We start from the raw sequence: 16,582 nt of genomic DNA on the forward strand, positions 1-16,582 counted from the left end.
CAGCACCGTCGCGGCCCCGCGGGCCGAGCGGCCGGGCTCCAGGACACCGCGCAGCCGGGCGACGTAGGTGTGCAGCGCCTGCTTCGCGGCCGGGGCGGGTTCGGAGTCCCAGACGGCGTCGATGAGCAGGTCCTCGGTGGCCGGACGCCCGGCCGCGACGACGAGCGCGGCGAGCAGTGCCCGCGGGCGCGGCCCGCCGAGCGCCAGGTCGTCGCCGTCACGGCTCGCCCGCACACCACCGAGGACCGAGAGCTGCAGTGACGACGCCTGCGGGGAGACCGCCTCCGCAGGCACGGCAGGACCGGACATACCCCGACCCCACGAAGATGATCCGGATCTCCGGAATCATCTGCTCTGATGATGCGTGGCCGGTCAGCCGCGCGGCTCCAGGTGGACCAGCGGGATCTCCCGGGTGGTGCTGCGCTGGTAGCCGGCGTAGTTGCGGTACTTCCCGGCGATCTGCGGCCAGAGCGTCGCGCGGTCGGCCGGGTCGGCGATCCGGGCGCGCATGGGCACGCGTGGCCCGCCCTGCACGGCGACCTCGACGTCCGGGTCCGCACGCAGGTTGAGGAACCAGGCGGGGTGGCGGTCGTCGCCGCCCCGGGAGGCGACGACGACGTAGCTCCCGTCACCGTGGACCGGTGCCGTGAGCAGCACCGTGCGCGGCTCGCCGGAGCGCCGGCCGCGGGTGGTCAGCTCGACCACGGGCATCCCCATCGCCGAGTGGCCGACCTTCCCACCGGTCAGCCGGATCAGCAGACGGTGGCCCGCGTTCATGGCCTTGAGGGCGATGTCGGGTGGGTTCACGACCCCGAGCCTACCGGCGGGTAGCCGGGCTCGTCAGCTCGTCGCGACCTTCTCCAGCGCGGGCTGCAGCCCGTCGAGCAGCCAGCCCACAGACACCACGTTCGGCGCCTGCAGGGCGATGGCCTGGTCCAGCGTCACCGGTGTGTAGGTGCCCTGCCGCACCGCGCGCACCCGGCGCACCAGCTCGTCGCCCTCGAACCTCGCGCGGTCGCCCGCCCCCGCGAAGGTCATCAGGAGCAGGTCGGCCTCCGACAGCCTGCCGACCTCCTCGTAGGACACCCCCACCGTGCCCGGGGCCAGCGCGTCGCTCGCCGGCGCCTCCCGGAACGACGCCGGCACCTCCAGACCCAGCGACCGCAGGAACACCGTGGACTGGTTCTGCTCGCCGACCACCATCGGCAGGATCTCCCCGCGCGCCTGCCCGTAGAGGTAGGTCCTCCCCGCGAGCCCGGGCAGCCGGTCACGGGTCTCGGCGATGCGGCGGTCCGCCTCGGCGATCAGCGTCTCGACGGCGTCCCCGCGGCCCAGCGCCCGACCGATCTGGCGGGCGTCGTCCTGCATGGAGGAGGTGTACAGGCCCTCGGCGTAGGTGACGGTCGGCGCGATCCGCGACAGGGCCTCGTAGCCCGCCCGGTCGCTGATCTGGAACGCCGAGACCCCGAGGACCAGGTCGGGCCGGAACGCCGCGATCTGCTCCAGCGGCAGCGTCCCGTCGGGCTCGATCGCCAGCACCTCGGGCGGGAGGGGGTCGAGGTAGGGGAGCACGGGACCGCTGTCGCCGGAGCTGCGGACCGCGCCGACGACCGGTGCGCCGACGGCCTGGGCGACGGCCAGGTCGTTCATGCCCAGCGCGACGACCCGCTGCGGGGGTGCGGGCACCGTCGTCTCGCCGAAGGCGTGCCGGACGGTCACCGGGAACGCGGCCCCGTCGGGCGGCGTCGCCGGGGCGGTGCCGGTGCCGCCGGGGGACGCGCCGCAGCCGGTCAGGACCAGGGCCGCACCGAGCAGCGCCGCGAGCAGCGTGGTTCCACGGGGCCTCATCGTTCTCCTCGGATTAGGTGAGGCTCACCTTCTATCAGAGAACGGGCGCGGCGAGGAAGTCTCACCCGGCGGACGGAACTGCTCCGGCCGGCTCCCTGGCCCGGGCGATCTCGATCCTGCCGGTCGGGGAGCGGGGCAGCTCGTCGACGACGACCACGCCGTCGTCCGCCGTGGGGTCCGTGCCTTCCTGGAGTCCCTCGACGACGTCGGGGTGGTCGGCGAGACCGGTTCCGGCAAGTCCACGCCGGCCCGGTCGCTGATCCAGGCGCCGCGCCCGCAGTCGGGCGAGATCGAGTTCCAGGACGTCGACCTGATGGGGCTGCGGCGGCGGGACCTGGTGCGGGCCCGGCGGTCGCTGCAGATGGTCTACCAGGATCCGCTCGGTTCGCTGAACCCGCGCCGGCGGGTCGCCGAGCTGGTCGCCGAGCCACTGGTCGGCTACCGGGGGGCACCGCCGCTGCGCGCCCGCCGCGTCGACGAGCTGATCAGCGTCGGACCGGACGCCTGCGCGGACCGTCTCGTCCCGAAGGACATGATGCGAGCCGTCCTGCACTCGGCGCCGGGCGTCCCCGAGGAGCGGATCGAGATCGGCTATCCCGGCGAGACGCTCGAACCGGGCGGCGAGTGACCGCATGATGGTGCGGTGCACACCGATGTGACGACCGTCCCCGACCGCGACGAGCCGGGAGCGGCCGCGCTCGTCGCGGTGTGTGCGGACGGCCTGGTCCTGCTCGACGCCGACGGCCGGTTCCGTTCGCTGAACCCGGCCGCCCTCCGGCTGCTCGGCCGCCCGGCCGACGAGCTCGTAGGCGTCCGGGCGCCGTTCGTCCCCGCCCCGGTGGGCCCGTGCGGGACGCGGACGGTGCGCTGGACCGGGGCCGACGGGTCGGCCCGCGACCTACGGTACCGGGCCGCGCCGGACGGCACCGGCGGCCTGGCCGTGTGGTTCAGCGACGTCACCGACCTGCTGGCCCGGCAGGAGCGGCTGACCGCGATCGTCCGGGCCGCCTCGGGGGTCGCCGAGGCGGGGTCGCTGGCTCGCACGCTGGACGCCATCGCCCGCGAGATCATCGGCACCGCGCACATCGCGGCCGCCCAGATCCTGGCGGTCGACGACCCGGCGGCCGACCTGCAGGTGCTCGGGATGGCCGGGTTCGGCGCGGCAGCCGACTTCGTCCGGCGGCTGCGGGCCTGCCGGGAGGGCGGCGCGGACATCCGGTTCCTGGAGGCGTACACGCGGGGCGAGGCGGTCGTCGTCCCGCACCGCCGGGCGGCGATCATGGCGGACCCGGCGTGGGAGCCGCTGCACGAGATCATGGACCGGCCGGACTGGGACGGGTTCGTCGCGATGCCGATGGTCGTCCGCGGCACCACCGTCGGCGTGATCAACGCCTACTACGAGCCGGACGAGGCACCGGACCCGTCGTCGCTGGCGTTCCTAGAGGCGATGGCCGCGCACGCCGCCGTCGCCGTGGACACCGCCCGGCTGGTGGCCCGTTCCCGATCCGACGCCCGCACGGCGGAGCGCCGCAGGCTGGCCCGGGACCTGCACGACTCGGTGGTGCAGCAGCTGTTCTCGATACGCATGCAGGTCTCGGCACTGCAGGGTCGCCTGGACCGCTCCGACCCGGACCCGGCCCGCGTGCTGGGCGCCGCGACCGAGCTGTCCGCGATGTCCGCCGACGCGCTGGACGACCTGCGGCTGCTGGTGCGCGAGATGCACCCGGCCGCACCGCGTGACGGTGACCTGGTGGAGGCGGTCCGCACGCACGCCTCCGAGGTGCGGTCCCGGACGGGCCTGCGGGTGGACGTCGTCGCCCCGGAGGACCCGCGGCTGGGCCCAGGGGTCGCCGACGACCTCTACCGGACCGTCCGGGAGGCCCTGCACAACGCCGTCAAGCACGCCGGGGCGGACACGGTGCGGGTGCGGATCGAACGCTGCGACGGCGACCTGGTGGTCGAGGTCGCCGACGACGGGTCCGGGACCCGGCCCGCGGATCCGCCGGCCGGGGTGCCCGGCGGCCTGGGGCTGGTGTCGATGCGTGAGCGGGCCGAACGGTGGGGCGGCGCCTGCTCGGCGGGCCCGCGCCCGGACGGCGGTTGGACGGTCCGGACCGTGCTCCCGGTCGCGGGCCTGGACGAGCAGGAGACCTGAGGTGCCCCGTTCCGCGACGGCCGCGCTGGCCAACGTCGACCTGAACCTGCTGGTGATCCTGCGCGAGCTGTTGCGCGAGCAGAACGTCACCCGGGCGGCCGAGCGGGTCGGGGTGACCCAGCCCGCGGCGAGCGCCGCGCTCGCCCGGCTGCGCAGGCACTTCGACGACGACCTGCTCGAACGCACCCGCGGCCGCTACGTTCTGTCCCCGCTGGGGCGCCGGCTCGCCCTCCAGGTCGAGCCGCTCTGCCTCGGTCTGGAGCGGTTGTTCGCGCCGGAGGAGCCGTTCCGGCCGGAGATCTCCGAGCACGAGTTCACGGTGATGACCACCGACTACGTCCTGGCGGCGATGGGCGAGTCGCTGTCGCGCGTGGTGCACGAGGCCGCACCCGGGGTACGGCTGCACGTCCCGGTCGTGAAGGGCAGGCTGCCCGGCGACCTGCCGGAGACGCTGCGCACGCTGGACGGGATCATCTCCGCGCCGAAGGCCGAGTTCAAGGTCGACGAGCTGTGCGGCCAGGAGCTGTTCCGGGACCGCTGGGTGTGCGTCGTCGACGCGGAGAACCCGGTGCGGGACCGGATCGAGCTGGCCGACCTCGAACGTCTGCCGTGGGTGATCCCGAACCAGCCCGACCCGCAGTACCCGGCGAGCTCCCCGCTCGCGCCCCTGCTCGCGATGCTCGGCACCCGGCCGCGGGTGGCGGTCCGGGTCGACAGCTACGCGGCCACCCCGTGGTTCGTCGCCGGGACCGATCGGGTCGCGGTCATGCAGGGTCGGCTCGCCGCCGGTTTCGCCGACCGTCCCGACCTGCGGATCCTTCCCTGCCCGGGGGACCCGCCGCCGATCGTGGAGATCTTCTGGTGGCACCGGCTGCGCTCCGACGACGCCGCGCACACCTGGCTGCGCGCGATGCTGGACACCGCCTCGCGCTCGTTGCGCCCCGGTCCATAGACGCGGTGGATGATCCGCATCCGAACTTCCTCTTTCCGTCCGGGGTGACCTGCGACATAGCGTCGGGAGCATGCGGATCGTGGTGGCCCGGGTGGACGACTTCCCGCCCGGCGAACGAAGGATCGTGACCCGTGGACGGCGCTCCATCGGGGTCTTCCGGGTCGGTGACCGGTTCTACGCGCTCAACAACCACTGCCCCCACCTGGGCGGACCGTTGTGCCAGGGCCGCACGCAGGCGCGGGTCCGGTCGAGCACACCCGGACGGTACGAGCGCGACGACGAGCACGCCCTGATCGCGTGCCCCTGGCACGGCTGGGAGTACGACCTGGCCACCGGGCAGTCGTTCCTCGGCCCGGGGGAGCCGCCGGCCCGGAGCTACGAGGTGAGTGTCGAGCCCGCCGACGTGTCCACTGCGGAGCCCGCGCCCGGGGAGCGCAGGCCCGGCCCGTTCGTCGCCGAGACCTTCGACGTGACGGTGGAGCGGTTCGGCTCGGGCGACCACGTCGTCGTCGACACCACGCCGCGGCCCGCCCGCACCGTTCCGAGCCAGGGGGAGAGTTCGTGACCACCGCACCCGAGGCGCCCGCGGCGCCGGCCCGCCGGCGTACCGGCTTCACGATCGTCGACACCGACATCCACCCGGCCTGCCCGCCCGGCGAGCTGATGCCGCGCCTGGACCCGGCCGCCCGGCGCCGCTACGAGCTGTTCGGCAGCCGCGTCCCCGCCCCGCCGGACGTCTACCCGCGGGTGCGCAACTCCGGCTACCGGCTGGACGCCTGGCCGGAGGGCGCCTTCCCGGGCAGCGACCTGCAGCTCGTCCGCGACCAGCTGCTCGACGAGTTCGACATCGACCACGGCGTGCTCATCCCGCTGCAGTCGCACAGCTGGGGCGCCGAGACCCCGGAGTTCGCCGCGTCGCTGTGCCGGGCTCTCAACGACTGGGTCGCCGAGTGCTGGCTCGACCGCGAGCCGCGGCTGCGGTCGTCGATCGCGGTGTCGCTGGAGTCCCCGGAGCTGGCCGCGGCGGAGATCCGCAGGCGCTCGGGCGACCCGCGGTTCTGCCAGGTACTGCTGGCCACCGGTGGCGAGTCCGGGTTCGGCAGGCGCCGGTACTGGCCGATCTACGCGGCCGCCGCCGAGGCCGGGTTGCCGATCGCCGCGCACACCGGCGGGCTGGAGCAGCACCGCGGCGCGGGCTGGCCGTCGTTCTACCTCGAGGAGCACGTCTGGAACGGCAACATGATGGGCGCGCTGGTCACCAGCCTGCTCTGCGAGGGCGTGCTCACCGAGTTCCCCGAGCTGCAGGTGGTCTGTGTGGAGGGCGGGCTGGCCTGGGCGGCGCCGTTGATCTGGTCGCTGGACGACGGGTGGGCGGCGCTGCGGGAGGACGTCCCGCACCTGGACCGGCCGCCGTCGGAGATCCTGCGTGAGCACCTGTGGTTCACCACGCAGCCGATCGAGGAGCCGCGCGACCCGGCGGACCTGGCCACGGTGATCCGGCATCTCGGCCTGGGCGAGCGGATCATGTTCGCCTCGGACTACCCGCACTGGGACTTCGACTCGCCGACGGCGGCGCCCCGGCTGTTCCCGGCCGACCTGCGTGAGCCGATCATGGGATCGAACGCCTGCCGGCTCTACGGCCTGCCCGAGCGGGTGGTGTCGTGAGCGCCCCGGTGGTGGGGGTGGTGGTCGACACCGACGTCCACTGTGTCCCGTCGACACTGTCCGACGTGGTCGCGCACATGGACCCCTACTGGCGCGACTACACCGCCGACGGCGGGGTGTCGCTGTCGCCGACCCAGGGCGGCGCCTACCCGCCCGGCATCGGCCCGGGTGGCCGGCCGCTGTCCGAGGTCGGCGAGCTGGGGGAGCGCGTGCTCTCCCCGGACGGCACGGACCTCGCGATCCTGACCTGCACCAGCACCTTCCAGACCAACCGCAACCCGTACTACGAGGCGGCGCTCTGCCGGGCGCTCAACGACTGGCTCCTGGAACGGTGGCAGGCCCACGACCCGCGGCTGCGGGTGGCGATGGTCGTGCCGACCCTCGACGTCGACGCCGCGGTCGCCGAGATCCACCGGATCGGCGACCGGCCGGAGGTCGTCACCGCACTGCTGCCGGTCCGCAACGACACCCGCTGGGGCAACGTCGGGAACCGGCCGGTGCTGCGTGCCGCCGCGGAGCACGGTCTCGTCGTCACCCTGCACGCGTGGGGGCGTGCAGGGCAGGCGCCGTCGTCGAGCGGGATGACCCACAGCTACCTGGAGGACTACCTGGCCAACGGGAACGTCGTCGCGCAGGGGCAGCTGGTGAGCCTGGTGACCGAGGGCGTGTTCGCCGAGCTCCCCGGACTCCGGGTCACCGTCGCCGAGTGCGGCTCGACCTGGCTCCCGACGCTGCTGTGGCGGTTCGACAAGGACTGGAAGGGCGTCTGGCGCGAGGTGCCCTGGGTGGACCGGCCGCCGTCGGAGATCGTCCGTGAGCACGTCCGGTTCACCACGGCGCCGATCCACCTGCCGTCCGACCCGGTGCAGGCCCGGGAGGCGGTCGACCTGCTCGGCCCCGAGCTGCTGATGCACGCCGGGGACCACCCGCACGACCACGGGCCCGGTGCCGACCGGCTCGCGGCCGTGCTGGACGGCGACGAGCTGGCCGCGGTGCGCGGCGGGACGGCCGCCGCGTGGTACCGGCTCGGGTGAGCGGGATCGGGCTGCCGGGGAGCCCGCAGGACGTCCCGACGCCGTCCGGGGGGACCGTGCGGGTCCGGCAGGCGGGGGAGGGCCCGCCGGTGCTGCTGCTGCACGGGTGGCCGCAGACGTCGGTGATGTGGCACCGGGTGGCCCCCGGCCTGCTCGACGGCCGCACCCTGGTGCTGGCGGACCTGCCCGGCTACGGCGACAGCGCACTCCCGGCGGGCGCCGCCGTCGCGGTGTCGGGGAAGCGGACGATGGCCGCCGACCTGGTGGCGGTGATGGCGGCCCTCGGGCACGAGCGGTTCGCCGTCGTCGGGCACGACCGGGGTGCCCGCTGCGCCTACCGGATGGCGCTGGACCACCCCGGCGCGGTGAGCGCGCTGGCGGTGCTGGACGTCCTCCCGACGGCCGACGTGCTGGCCCGCGCCGACGCCGGGTTCGCCCGGGGGGCGTTCCACTGGTTCCTGCTGTCGCAACCGGCGGACCTGGCGGAGCGGCTGGTGGCCGCGGAGCCCGACGCGATCCTCGGACGGGGTCTGGCGGAGGTCTGCGACCCGGCGGCGCTCGCCGCGTACGCGTCGGCGTGGGCGCGCCCGGAGGTGGTGCACGGGATGTGCCAGGACTACCGGGCCGGGTTCGACGTCGACGCCGCCGACGACGAGGCCGACCGCGGCCGGCGCACGATCACCGCGCCGACACTCGTCCTGTGGGGGCGCCGCGGCCCGCTCGGGCGGGCACCGGCGGTGCTGGAGGACTGGCGGGTCTGGGCCCCGGCCGCGACCGGGCGGGCACTGGACGCCGGTCACCTGCTCGCCGAGGAGGCACCCGACGGGGTTCGGGCGGAGCTGGCCGCCTTCCTCCCCACGACCAGCCGGTACCGACTCCGTCGACGAGCAACCGGGGAACCCGGGACCGCCACGGATCGCAACGACGCGAGGAGACGTGAGCCATGACCACCACATCCACCAGGAGCGTCCGGGGAGCCCGCCGCGTGGGCCGGACCTGCGCCGCGGTACTGGCCGTCTGTGCGGTACTGGCCGCCTGCGGCGGGAACGACGGGGGTGACGCCGGCGAGCCGGTCACCTTCCTTAACGTGCTGCCGATGGAGAGCCTGTCGTTCGCCCCGGAGATGATCGCCGACACCCGGGGACTGTTCGAGGCGCGCGGGCTGGACGTCACGTTCGAGGCCACCCAGGGCTCCGCTCCGGCGATCCAGACGGTGCTCGCCGGCGGCGCGCAGCTGACCCGGATCGGCGACATCGAGACGATGATCGCCGCCGGTGAACGCAACGCACCGCTGCTCGCGTTCGGCGAGCCGATCCACACCGGCACCATCCGGATGATCTCCACCGAGGCCTCTCCGGTCACCCGGGCCGAGCAGTTCCGCGGCCGGCTCGTCGGGACCCCGTCGGAGGGCGGCACCAGCTCGATCACCCTGGACCTGGTGGCCGGGTCCGCCGGGGTGCCGCCGGAGGAGGTGTCGCGTCAGGTCGTCGGGCTGAGCCCCGGCGTGTTCGACCTCCTGACCTCGGGCCGGGTCGACTCCTACATCGTGTCGCTGGACACCTCCGTGCTGCTCGACCACACCCGCCCCGAGACGGTGGTCTACGACCCGAACCAGGACATCGACGCCGGCGCCCAGATGTACGTCACCTCCGCCGCACAGATGGCCGACCCGCAGACCCGCGACCGGCTGGAGCGCTACGCCTCCGCCGTCGAGGAGGCCATGCAGTTCATCGTCGACGACGAGGCCAACGGCTTCGCCGAGACGATGCGGCTGATCGACTCCGAGTACGAGGTCCCCGCGCTGGGCGATCCGGACGTGGCGAAGGCCGCGCTGGCCGCCTACGTGGACGCCTACACCTCCGGTGACACGTTGCTGGGGATCTCGCCGCAGCGCTGGCAGGCCGCCTACGACGAGATCGTCGGAATCGGTCAGCTCCCGCCCGGCCTCGACCCGGCCGCCTGGCTGGACACGACCCTGACCCCGGCTCCCGCCCGCTGACCCCGGACCACACCGCCCGCTGCTCCCGCCGCCCGTCCGCCGGCCCGGCCGCGGTGTCCGGGCGCCGAGATGCGGCTCAGCGGGCTCCGGGGTGCCGGGGACCCCGCTGAGCCGCATCTCGGTGACGCTGTACCGAGCCGAGCCGAGCCGAGCCGAGCCGAGCCGAGCCGAGCGGGTCCGGTCCGGTCAGCAGGCGGCGGCGCGGGTGCGGGCCTCGGCGATCTCCGCGGCGGTGAGCAGCGGCAGCCAGGCCGACTCGCGGGCCGAGCCGACCAGGTTCTGCCGCACCCGCATCAGCGCCACCGGCCGCCCGTCGGGCGCGATCCGCAGGTAGGGCCGCGGGTCGGCGACGCCGAGCGGGCTCCACCCCCGCAGCAGGACGACGTCGCCGACCGCGATCCGGCTGCGGTGCAGCACCTCGGCCCGGTCACGCTCGGAGTGCTCGGTGAGCGTCCCGCCTCCGGCGAGGACCACCCACGCGGTGCAGCCCAGGTAGAAGCGCCGCTCCCGGCGGGGCTCCGTGGCATGCCGGGTCACCCAGCCGACCTCGGTCGGGGCGAACGGTGATGCGAGGTGCCGGGACTCCGCCAGCCGCGCGAGGCGCTGTGCGACGTCCGAGGTCACCGGGCGGCGCGCCGGTACGAGGCCGCAGATCCGTCCGTCCGCCGCGGCCTCGGCGCTCAGCGCACGGAGGTCGTCGTCGCCGACGGTCCCGGGCACCACGACGAACCGGCGGCCGAACAGCGAGCCGGGAACCGGGTCGGCGAAGGAGCGGCTCATGGGTGCTCCTCCTCCGGCGGAACGGCGACGGCGCCGAGCCTAGGAGCGGTCTCCGGCCCGGGCGAGCCGCTGCTGACCCGGTCCGGCTACGTCGTTCGTCGCGGTGGCCGCATCCTCCGGCGGACGGGGCACCGCCCGGGACGGCCCGGCCGGGGAAGCGCCGGCCGCCGATCACCCGGCGACGGCCAGCACGAGCGGCAGCACCTCCGGAGCCCCGGCCCGCCGCAGCGCCCGCGCGGCGACCGTCATCGTCCAGCCCGAGTCGACGACGTCGTCGACCAGCAGCACCGGCCCGTCCACCCCGGACAGGTCCGGCACGGTCGCGCTGTCGAGCCCCTCCCACACCGCGGCCAGGCGCTGGGCGGAGTTCTCGGTCGCCGCGGGGCGCTCGCCGGTGGGGGACAGGGTGCCGAGCAGCGGCAGCCTGCCGATCTCGGCGATCCGCCGGGCGAGGTGGTCGAGCTGGTGCGGGCGGGTGCGTGAGCCGATCCCGACCACGCCCACCGGGCGCTGTTCCCAGCCCCACCCGGCGAGCACCCGGACCAGCGCGTCGAGCACGTCGGCCGGCACCGGGTCGTCGCTGCCGGTCACGAGCTCGCGCAGCCGGGTGCCCCACCCGATGTCGGACAGCCGTCCGATCGCCCGGCCGGACGCGGCCTGCTCGCCCGCGCCGATCCTCCCGGACAGCGGGACCCCGATGTCCTTCATCCCGGACGGCCACATCCTCCGCGGCGCGACCTCGATCCCGGGCCGGGTCAGGCGCTCGGCGGCGGCCTGCTCGCCGTCGGCGGACACCTCGTCGGACCAGACGGTGCCGGTGCAGGTGTCGCAGCGCCCGCACGGCGTCGGGTCCGGGTCGTCGAGCTGGCGGCGCAGGAACACCAGCCGGCACTCGGTGGTCGCGATGTAGTCGAGCATCGCCTGCTGCTCGGACCGGCGGGCGGAGTTCACGCGCTCGTGTCGCTCGGTGTCGTAGACCCACTCCTGGCCGGTCGCGACCCAGCCGCCCTTGACCCGCTTCGCAGCGCCGTCGGCGTCGAGGACCTTGAGCAGCATCTCCAGCCGGGTGCGGGACAGGTCGACCCGGGTCTCGATCGAGGCGGTGGACTGCGGCCGGTCCGACAGCACGGCGAGGGTCTGGCGGACCAGCGGCTCGGGCGGGAACGCCAGCGACGCGAAATAGGCCCAGATGTCGCGGTCCTCGCGGCCGGGCAGCAGCACCACCTCGGCCCGGTCCAAGGCACGCCCGGCACGGCCGATCTGCTGGTAGTAGGCGACCGGCGAGGCGGGCGCGCCGAGGTGCACGACGAACCCGAGGTCGGGCTTGTCGAAGCCCATGCCCAGCGCGGAGGTCGCGACCAGGGCCTTCACCCGGTTCTCCATCAGGTCGGACTCGGCGGCCAGGCGGTCCTCGGGGTCGGTGCGCCCGGAGTAGGAGCGCACGGCGACACCGCGCTCGCGCAGGAACTCGGCGACGTCGTCGGCCGCCTGGACGGTGAGCGTGTACACGATCCCGGCGCCGGGCATCTCGTCGAGCCTGGCCGCGAGCCAGGCCAGCCGCCGCGCCGGGCTCGAGAGCCGGACCACCGCCAGGCGCAGCGACTCGCGGTCCAGCGAGCCGCGCAGCACCAGTGTGTCCTGCTGGTCGCGCCCCATGCCGAGCTGCTCGGACACGTCGGTGACGACCCGGTCGTTCGCCGTCGCTGTGGTCGCCAGCACCGGGATCCCCGACGGCAGCTCGGCGATCAGCGTGCGCAGCCGCCGGTAGTCCGGGCGGAAGTCGTGGCCCCAGTCGGAGACGCAGTGCGCCTCGTCGACCACCAGCATCCCCGCGCTCGCCGCCAGCTCCGGCAGCACCCGGTCCCGGAAGTCGGGGTTGTTGAGCCGCTCCGGGGACACGAGCAGCACGTCGACGTCGCCGTTCGCGATGTCGGCGTAGACCGCGTCCCACTCGTCGGCGTTCGCCGAGTTCACCGTGACCGCCACGATCCCGGAGCGGATCGCGGCGTCGATCTGGTTGCGCATCAGCGCCAGCAGCGGCGACACGATCACCGTCGGCCCGGCGCCCTGAGCGCGCAGCAGCGCGGTCGCCACGAAGTAGACCGCGGACTTGCCCCAGCCGGTGCGCTGCACGACCAGCGCGCGGCGGTGCTGGGCGACGAGCGCCTCGATCGCCCTCCACTGGTCCTCGCGCAGCCGGGCCTGCGGGCCGGCCAGCTGCTGCAGGACGGTCTCGGCGCGCTCGCGCAGGTCGGTGCTCGATGCGGTGGTCACGGCACCCATGGTGGACCCGACCCCCGACAACGACCCGACGCGGGCCGCAGGGGTGTGAGCCGGGCCACCCGTCCGACGCGCGGCGGGCCGGGCGTGCAGGATGATCGCGTGTCGTCCGACAGCCCCGCCCACCGCCCGGTCTTCGGCTCCGTGGCGGACGTGACCGCCCGGCTCGCCGATGCCGGCTACCTGGCCTCGACCGCCGTCGCGACGACGGTGTTCCTCGCGGACCGGCTCGGCAAGCCGCTGCTCGTCGAGGGCCCCGCAGGCGTCGGTAAGACCGAGCTGGCCAAGGCCGTGGCCGCGGCGACGGAGTCCGGGCTGGTCCGCCTGCAGTGCTACGAGGGCATCGACGAGGCCCGCGCGCTCTACGAGTGGAACCACGCCAAGCAGCTGCTGCGGATCACCGCCGGTCAGCGCGGTGACGACGGCGCGGACTGGGACGCCACCCGCGACGACGTGTTCTCCGAGGAGTTCCTGCTCCCGCGCCCGCTGCTCACCGCGATCCGGCGCACCGACCCGACCGTGCTGCTGATCGACGAGATCGACAAGGCCGACGTCGAGGTCGAGGGCCTGCTGCTGGAGGTCCTGTCCGACTTCCAGGTCTCCATCCCCGAGCTGGGCACGGTCACCGCGAACCGGCGCCCGTTCGTGCTGCTGACCTCGAACTCCACCCGTGAGCTGTCCGAGGCGCTCAAGCGCCGCTGCCTGTTCCTGCACCTGGACTTCCCCGACGCCGACCTGGAGCGGCGGATCGTGCTCACCCGCGTCCCGGAGCTGACCGAGCAGCTCACCGACGCCCTGGTGCGCACCGTGCGGGTGCTGCGCGCGATGGAGCTGCGCAAGGCCCCCAGCGTCGCCGAGACGATCGACTGGGGCCGCACCCTGCTCGCCCTGGGCCTCGACACCCTCGACGACGACGCCGTCCGCGCCACCCTCGGTGTCGTGCTGAAGCACCGCTCGGACGCCGACAAGGCCGCCGCCGAGCTGCGGCTGAACTGAACGGCCCAGTCACGCACCGCTGATCGACTGTCAAGGTCTGCACCCCTATGGAGTGAAGATCGGATCGATCGGGGCACCGGGCGTAACCGGGACGCGTGGCGCGAGTTGTTCCGGTTACACGCTCTCCAGCGACCGGAGGTCCACCGATGACCGCCCTCCCGGAACTGCCCCGCACCGCCCGCCGCCTGCTGCGCGCCGGACTGGCCGCCGGCGCCGTGCTCGCGCTCGGGCTCTCCACCGCCGGCACCGCGTCGGCGCAGGACGGCGCCCCGGACGCCGGCGTGCACCCGGGGGTCATGACCCGTACCGGACCCGAGGGCGCGCAGTGCACCGCGAACTTCGTCTTCACCGACGGGTCCGCGACCTACCTGGGGCAGGCCGCGCACTGCGCGGGCACCGGCGGATCCACCGAGGTGGACGGGTGCGAGGCCGGGTCGCTCCCGCTCGGCACCCCGGTCGAGGTCGAGGGCGCCGCCGCACCGGGCCGGCTCGTGTACTCCTCCTGGCTGAGCATGCAGGAGCGGGGCGAGACCGACCCGGAGACCTGCCGGTTCAACGACTTCGCGCTGGTCGAGCTCAGCCCGGACGACGCCGCTCGCACGAGCCCCACGGTGCCGTTCTACGGCGGCCCGACCGGGGTGGCCGCCGACGGCGTCGCGACCGGCGGGATCGTCTACGGCTACGGCAACTCCTCGCTGCGCCAGGGCGTGCGCGCGCTGAAGCCGAAGACCGGCACCTCGACCGGTACCGGGGGCGGCGGCTGGACGCACACCGTCGTCACCGTCCCGCCCGGCGTGCCCGGTGACTCCGGCTCGGGCTACCTGACCGCCGACGGCCGCGCCCTCGGCGTCCTCTCGACGCTGAACCTGGCTCCGGCTCCCGGCACGAACGGCATCAGCGACCTGCGGAAGATCCTCGACTACGCCAACGGCCCCGGCGGCCACGGCGGAGCACTGCGCCTGGTCGAGGGCGACCGTCCCTTCACCCCGCAGCCGGTGCCGATCGACCCCGCCTTCTAGGCGGAGGACCCCCGCGGTGTGGGACCGCGGTGCACCCCGGCGCTCCGGTCGTGGCTCGGCGGCTCGACCGGAGCGCCGGTGTACGTGCTCGGCGACGACTCCGGAGGGGTCGACCCCGTCCGCACCCGGTAACCCGGACCCGGCGCGACCACCGCGACCTACGCCTGGAGCCTGGGGACGGTGGGCTGACCACCCTCGCTGATCACGCCCGCGTCACGCATGATGGACCGGTGACGACCCCGCCCGCCACCGCGCTCGCCCCCGAGCACGGCCTGCCCGGGCACCTCGTCGACTTCGTCTCCGCGCTGCGCCGCCACCACGTCGCGGTCGGCCCCGGGGAGACCGTCGACGCGGCCCGCGTGCTCGGCGCCCTGGACCTGCTGCACCGCGACCAGCTGCGGGAGGGGCTCGCCGCGGCGCTGCTGCGCCGCTCCGGGCAGCGCGGCACCTTCGACGCGCTGTTCGACCTGTGGTTCCCGCCCGCGCTGGGCGCCGGGTCGTCCGACGTCGACGTCCCGCGGATCGACGACGAGTCCGGGGAGGGCACCGGCCCGGTCGACGTCGACGCGCTGCGCGAGATCCTCGCCGACCTGCTCCGCGACGGCGACGAGGAGACCCTGCGCGAGCTCGCCCGCGCCGCCGTCGACGCGATCGGGACCTCCGGTGCGGCCGGGCAGGGCGTCCGCGGGCAGACGGCGAAGCCGAACTGGTCGGCCTACCAGGCGCTGGGCGCGCTGTCCCCGGACACGCTGCTCGCCCGGATCCTCGACGGCCTGCGGGAGGAGGGCGACACCGACTTCGTGTCCGAGGTCCGCCGCCGCGAGATCCGCGACCGCATCGCCCGGTTCCGCGACGTCGTCCGGGAGGAGGTCCGTCGCCGCACCGCCGAGCAGCGCGGCCGCGAGCAGATCGCCCGCACCACCACCCCCACCCAGACCGACCAGGTCGACTTCCTCACCGCGAACGCCACCCAGCTCGCCGACCTGCGCCGTACCGTGCAGCCGCTGGCCCGGCGGCTCGCGTCGCGGCTGTCGGCGCGGCGGCGCCGCTCGAACCGCGGCCGGCTCGACCTGCGGCGCACGCTGCGCCGGTCGATGTCCACCGGCGGTGTGCCGATGGACCCGGCGCACAAGGTGCGCCGTCCCGGCCGCCCCGAGCTGGTGCTGCTGTGCGACGTGTCCGGGTCCGTCGCCGGGTTCAGCCACTTCACGTTGCTGCTGGTCCAGGCGCTGCGCGAGCAGTTCTCCAAGGTGCGGGTGTTCGCGTTCATCGAGCGCACCGACGAGGTCACGCACCTGTTCGAACCCGGCGCGGAGCTGTCCGGGGTGATGCAGCGGGTGCTGCGCGAGGCCACGCTCACCGCGTTCGACGGGCACTCCGACTACGGCAGCGCGTTCGGCGACTTCCTGGAGCACCACGGCGACGCGCTCACCCCGAGGACGTCGTTGCTGGTGCTCGGCGACGGCCGCACCAACTACCGCGACCCCAACCTGCGGGCGCTGGCGATGATGGCCGGGCGGGTCCGGCACGCGCACTGGCTCAACCCCGAGCCCGAGCGCAGCTGGGGCTCCGGCGACTCGGCCGCCACCCGCTACGGCGAGGTGCTCCCGATGCACGAGTGCCGTACCGCCGCGCAGCTCACCGACGTCGTCCAGGCACTGCTGCCGGTCTGATCCTCCGGGCGATCACCCCGGAAGGGCTGACACCGGCGTCGCCGCGTCCTAGATTGCCGGGGTGCAGGAGGTCACGGTCCGGGTCCTCGGCCCGCTCCGTGTGACGGCCGGCGGCGCGGCGGTCGAGGTCGGCTCCGGCCGCCGCCGCGAGCTGCTCGCCCGGCTCGCCGCGGCCGGCGGC

The 16,582-nt window shown here is 74.7% G+C and carries 16 protein-coding genes; 11 read left to right on the forward strand and 5 right to left on the reverse strand.

Translation table 11 applies throughout. The features are described from left to right. From GTW08_RS27115 to GTW08_RS27125, 3 genes are all read right to left on the reverse strand, one after another. Positions 1-294 (reverse strand): winged helix-turn-helix domain-containing protein (locus tag GTW08_RS27115; RefSeq protein WP_202417754.1); only part of this gene is annotated, 294 nt, incomplete at its 3' end. Positions 295-372: 78 nt separating this feature from the next. Next, positions 373-777 (reverse strand): nitroreductase/quinone reductase family protein, encoded by a 405-nt coding sequence (locus tag GTW08_RS27120; RefSeq protein ID WP_062404411.1) that lies wholly within the window; start codon positions 775-777, stop codon positions 373-375. 63 nt (positions 778-840) lie between these two features. After that, complete coding sequence (locus GTW08_RS27125) at positions 841-1,848, reverse strand: ABC transporter substrate-binding protein (RefSeq protein WP_073578053.1); 1,008 nt, start codon at positions 1,846-1,848, stop codon at positions 841-843. Between the two features lie 211 nt (positions 1,849-2,059). Here GTW08_RS27125 and GTW08_RS32270 point away from each other — a divergent pair, with 211 nt between their 5' ends. The 8 genes from GTW08_RS32270 to GTW08_RS27165 all read left to right on the forward strand — a co-directional run bounded on the left by GTW08_RS32270 (position 2,060) and on the right by GTW08_RS27165 (position 9,653). Beyond that, positions 2,060-2,476, forward strand: coding sequence for an ATP-binding cassette domain-containing protein (locus tag GTW08_RS32270; protein WP_073578052.1), 417 nt, complete (start codon positions 2,060-2,062; stop codon positions 2,474-2,476). Between the two features lie 15 nt (positions 2,477-2,491). After that, positions 2,492-4,003, forward strand: coding sequence for a histidine kinase (locus tag GTW08_RS27135; RefSeq protein WP_073578051.1), 1,512 nt, complete (start codon positions 2,492-2,494; stop codon positions 4,001-4,003). A 1-nt stretch (position 4,004) separates the two neighbouring features. Then, complete coding sequence (locus tag GTW08_RS27140) at positions 4,005-4,955, forward strand: LysR family transcriptional regulator (protein ID WP_073578050.1); 951 nt, start codon at positions 4,005-4,007, stop codon at positions 4,953-4,955. Between the two features lie 70 nt (positions 4,956-5,025). Further along, the gene (locus GTW08_RS27145) at positions 5,026-5,520 is read left to right on the forward strand and encodes a Rieske (2Fe-2S) protein (protein ID WP_073578049.1); all 495 of its coding nucleotides are present in this window, start codon (positions 5,026-5,028) and stop codon (positions 5,518-5,520) included. Then, entirely contained in the window at positions 5,517-6,620 is a 1,104-nt protein-coding gene (locus tag GTW08_RS27150; protein ID WP_073578048.1) for an amidohydrolase family protein, read from the forward strand. Before GTW08_RS27145 ends, GTW08_RS27150 begins: the two co-directional genes overlap by 4 nt. Beyond that, positions 6,617-7,654 carry an amidohydrolase family protein gene (locus tag GTW08_RS27155; RefSeq protein ID WP_073578047.1) on the forward strand — a complete coding sequence of 346 codons (1,038 nt, stop codon included), beginning with the start codon at positions 6,617-6,619 and terminating at the stop codon, positions 7,652-7,654. Before GTW08_RS27150 ends, GTW08_RS27155 begins: the two co-directional genes overlap by 4 nt. After that, positions 7,651-8,601, forward strand: coding sequence for an alpha/beta fold hydrolase (locus GTW08_RS27160; RefSeq protein WP_073578046.1), 951 nt, complete (start codon positions 7,651-7,653; stop codon positions 8,599-8,601). Before GTW08_RS27155 ends, GTW08_RS27160 begins: the two co-directional genes overlap by 4 nt. After that, on the forward strand, positions 8,598-9,653 hold the full coding sequence (locus GTW08_RS27165) for an ABC transporter substrate-binding protein (protein WP_083659066.1): 1,056 nt from the start codon (positions 8,598-8,600) through the stop codon (positions 9,651-9,653). Before GTW08_RS27160 ends, GTW08_RS27165 begins: the two co-directional genes overlap by 4 nt. Positions 9,654-9,839: 186 nt before the next feature. Here GTW08_RS27165 and GTW08_RS27170 read toward each other — a convergent pair whose 3' ends face one another. Both GTW08_RS27170 and GTW08_RS27175 read right to left on the reverse strand, forming a co-directional pair. After that, positions 9,840-10,433, reverse strand: coding sequence for a hypothetical protein (locus GTW08_RS27170; RefSeq protein WP_073578044.1), 594 nt, complete (start codon positions 10,431-10,433; stop codon positions 9,840-9,842). Between the two features lie 171 nt (positions 10,434-10,604). Continuing rightward, complete coding sequence (locus tag GTW08_RS27175) at positions 10,605-12,707, reverse strand: RecQ family ATP-dependent DNA helicase (RefSeq protein WP_346009976.1); 2,103 nt, start codon at positions 12,705-12,707, stop codon at positions 10,605-10,607. Positions 12,708-12,815: 108 nt separating this feature from the next. Here GTW08_RS27175 and GTW08_RS27180 point away from each other — a divergent pair, with 108 nt between their 5' ends. From GTW08_RS27180 to GTW08_RS27190, 3 genes are all read left to right on the forward strand, one after another. Next, positions 12,816-13,709 (forward strand): AAA family ATPase, encoded by an 894-nt coding sequence (locus GTW08_RS27180; protein ID WP_062401366.1) that lies wholly within the window; start codon positions 12,816-12,818, stop codon positions 13,707-13,709. Positions 13,710-13,855: 146 nt separating this feature from the next. Further along, a complete protein-coding gene (locus tag GTW08_RS27185; protein WP_083659065.1) occupies positions 13,856-14,728 on the forward strand; it encodes a serine protease in 873 nt (290 codons plus the stop codon). Positions 14,729-14,958: 230 nt separating this feature from the next. Further along, positions 14,959-16,401 (forward strand): vWA domain-containing protein, encoded by a 1,443-nt coding sequence (locus GTW08_RS27190; protein ID WP_073578042.1) that lies wholly within the window; start codon positions 14,959-14,961, stop codon positions 16,399-16,401. Positions 16,402-16,582: the final 181 nt, after the last annotated feature.

It is taken from the genome of Pseudonocardia sp. SID8383 (assembly GCF_009864975.1).
Classification (GTDB): Bacteria; Actinomycetota; Actinomycetes; order Mycobacteriales; family Pseudonocardiaceae; genus Pseudonocardia; species Pseudonocardia alni.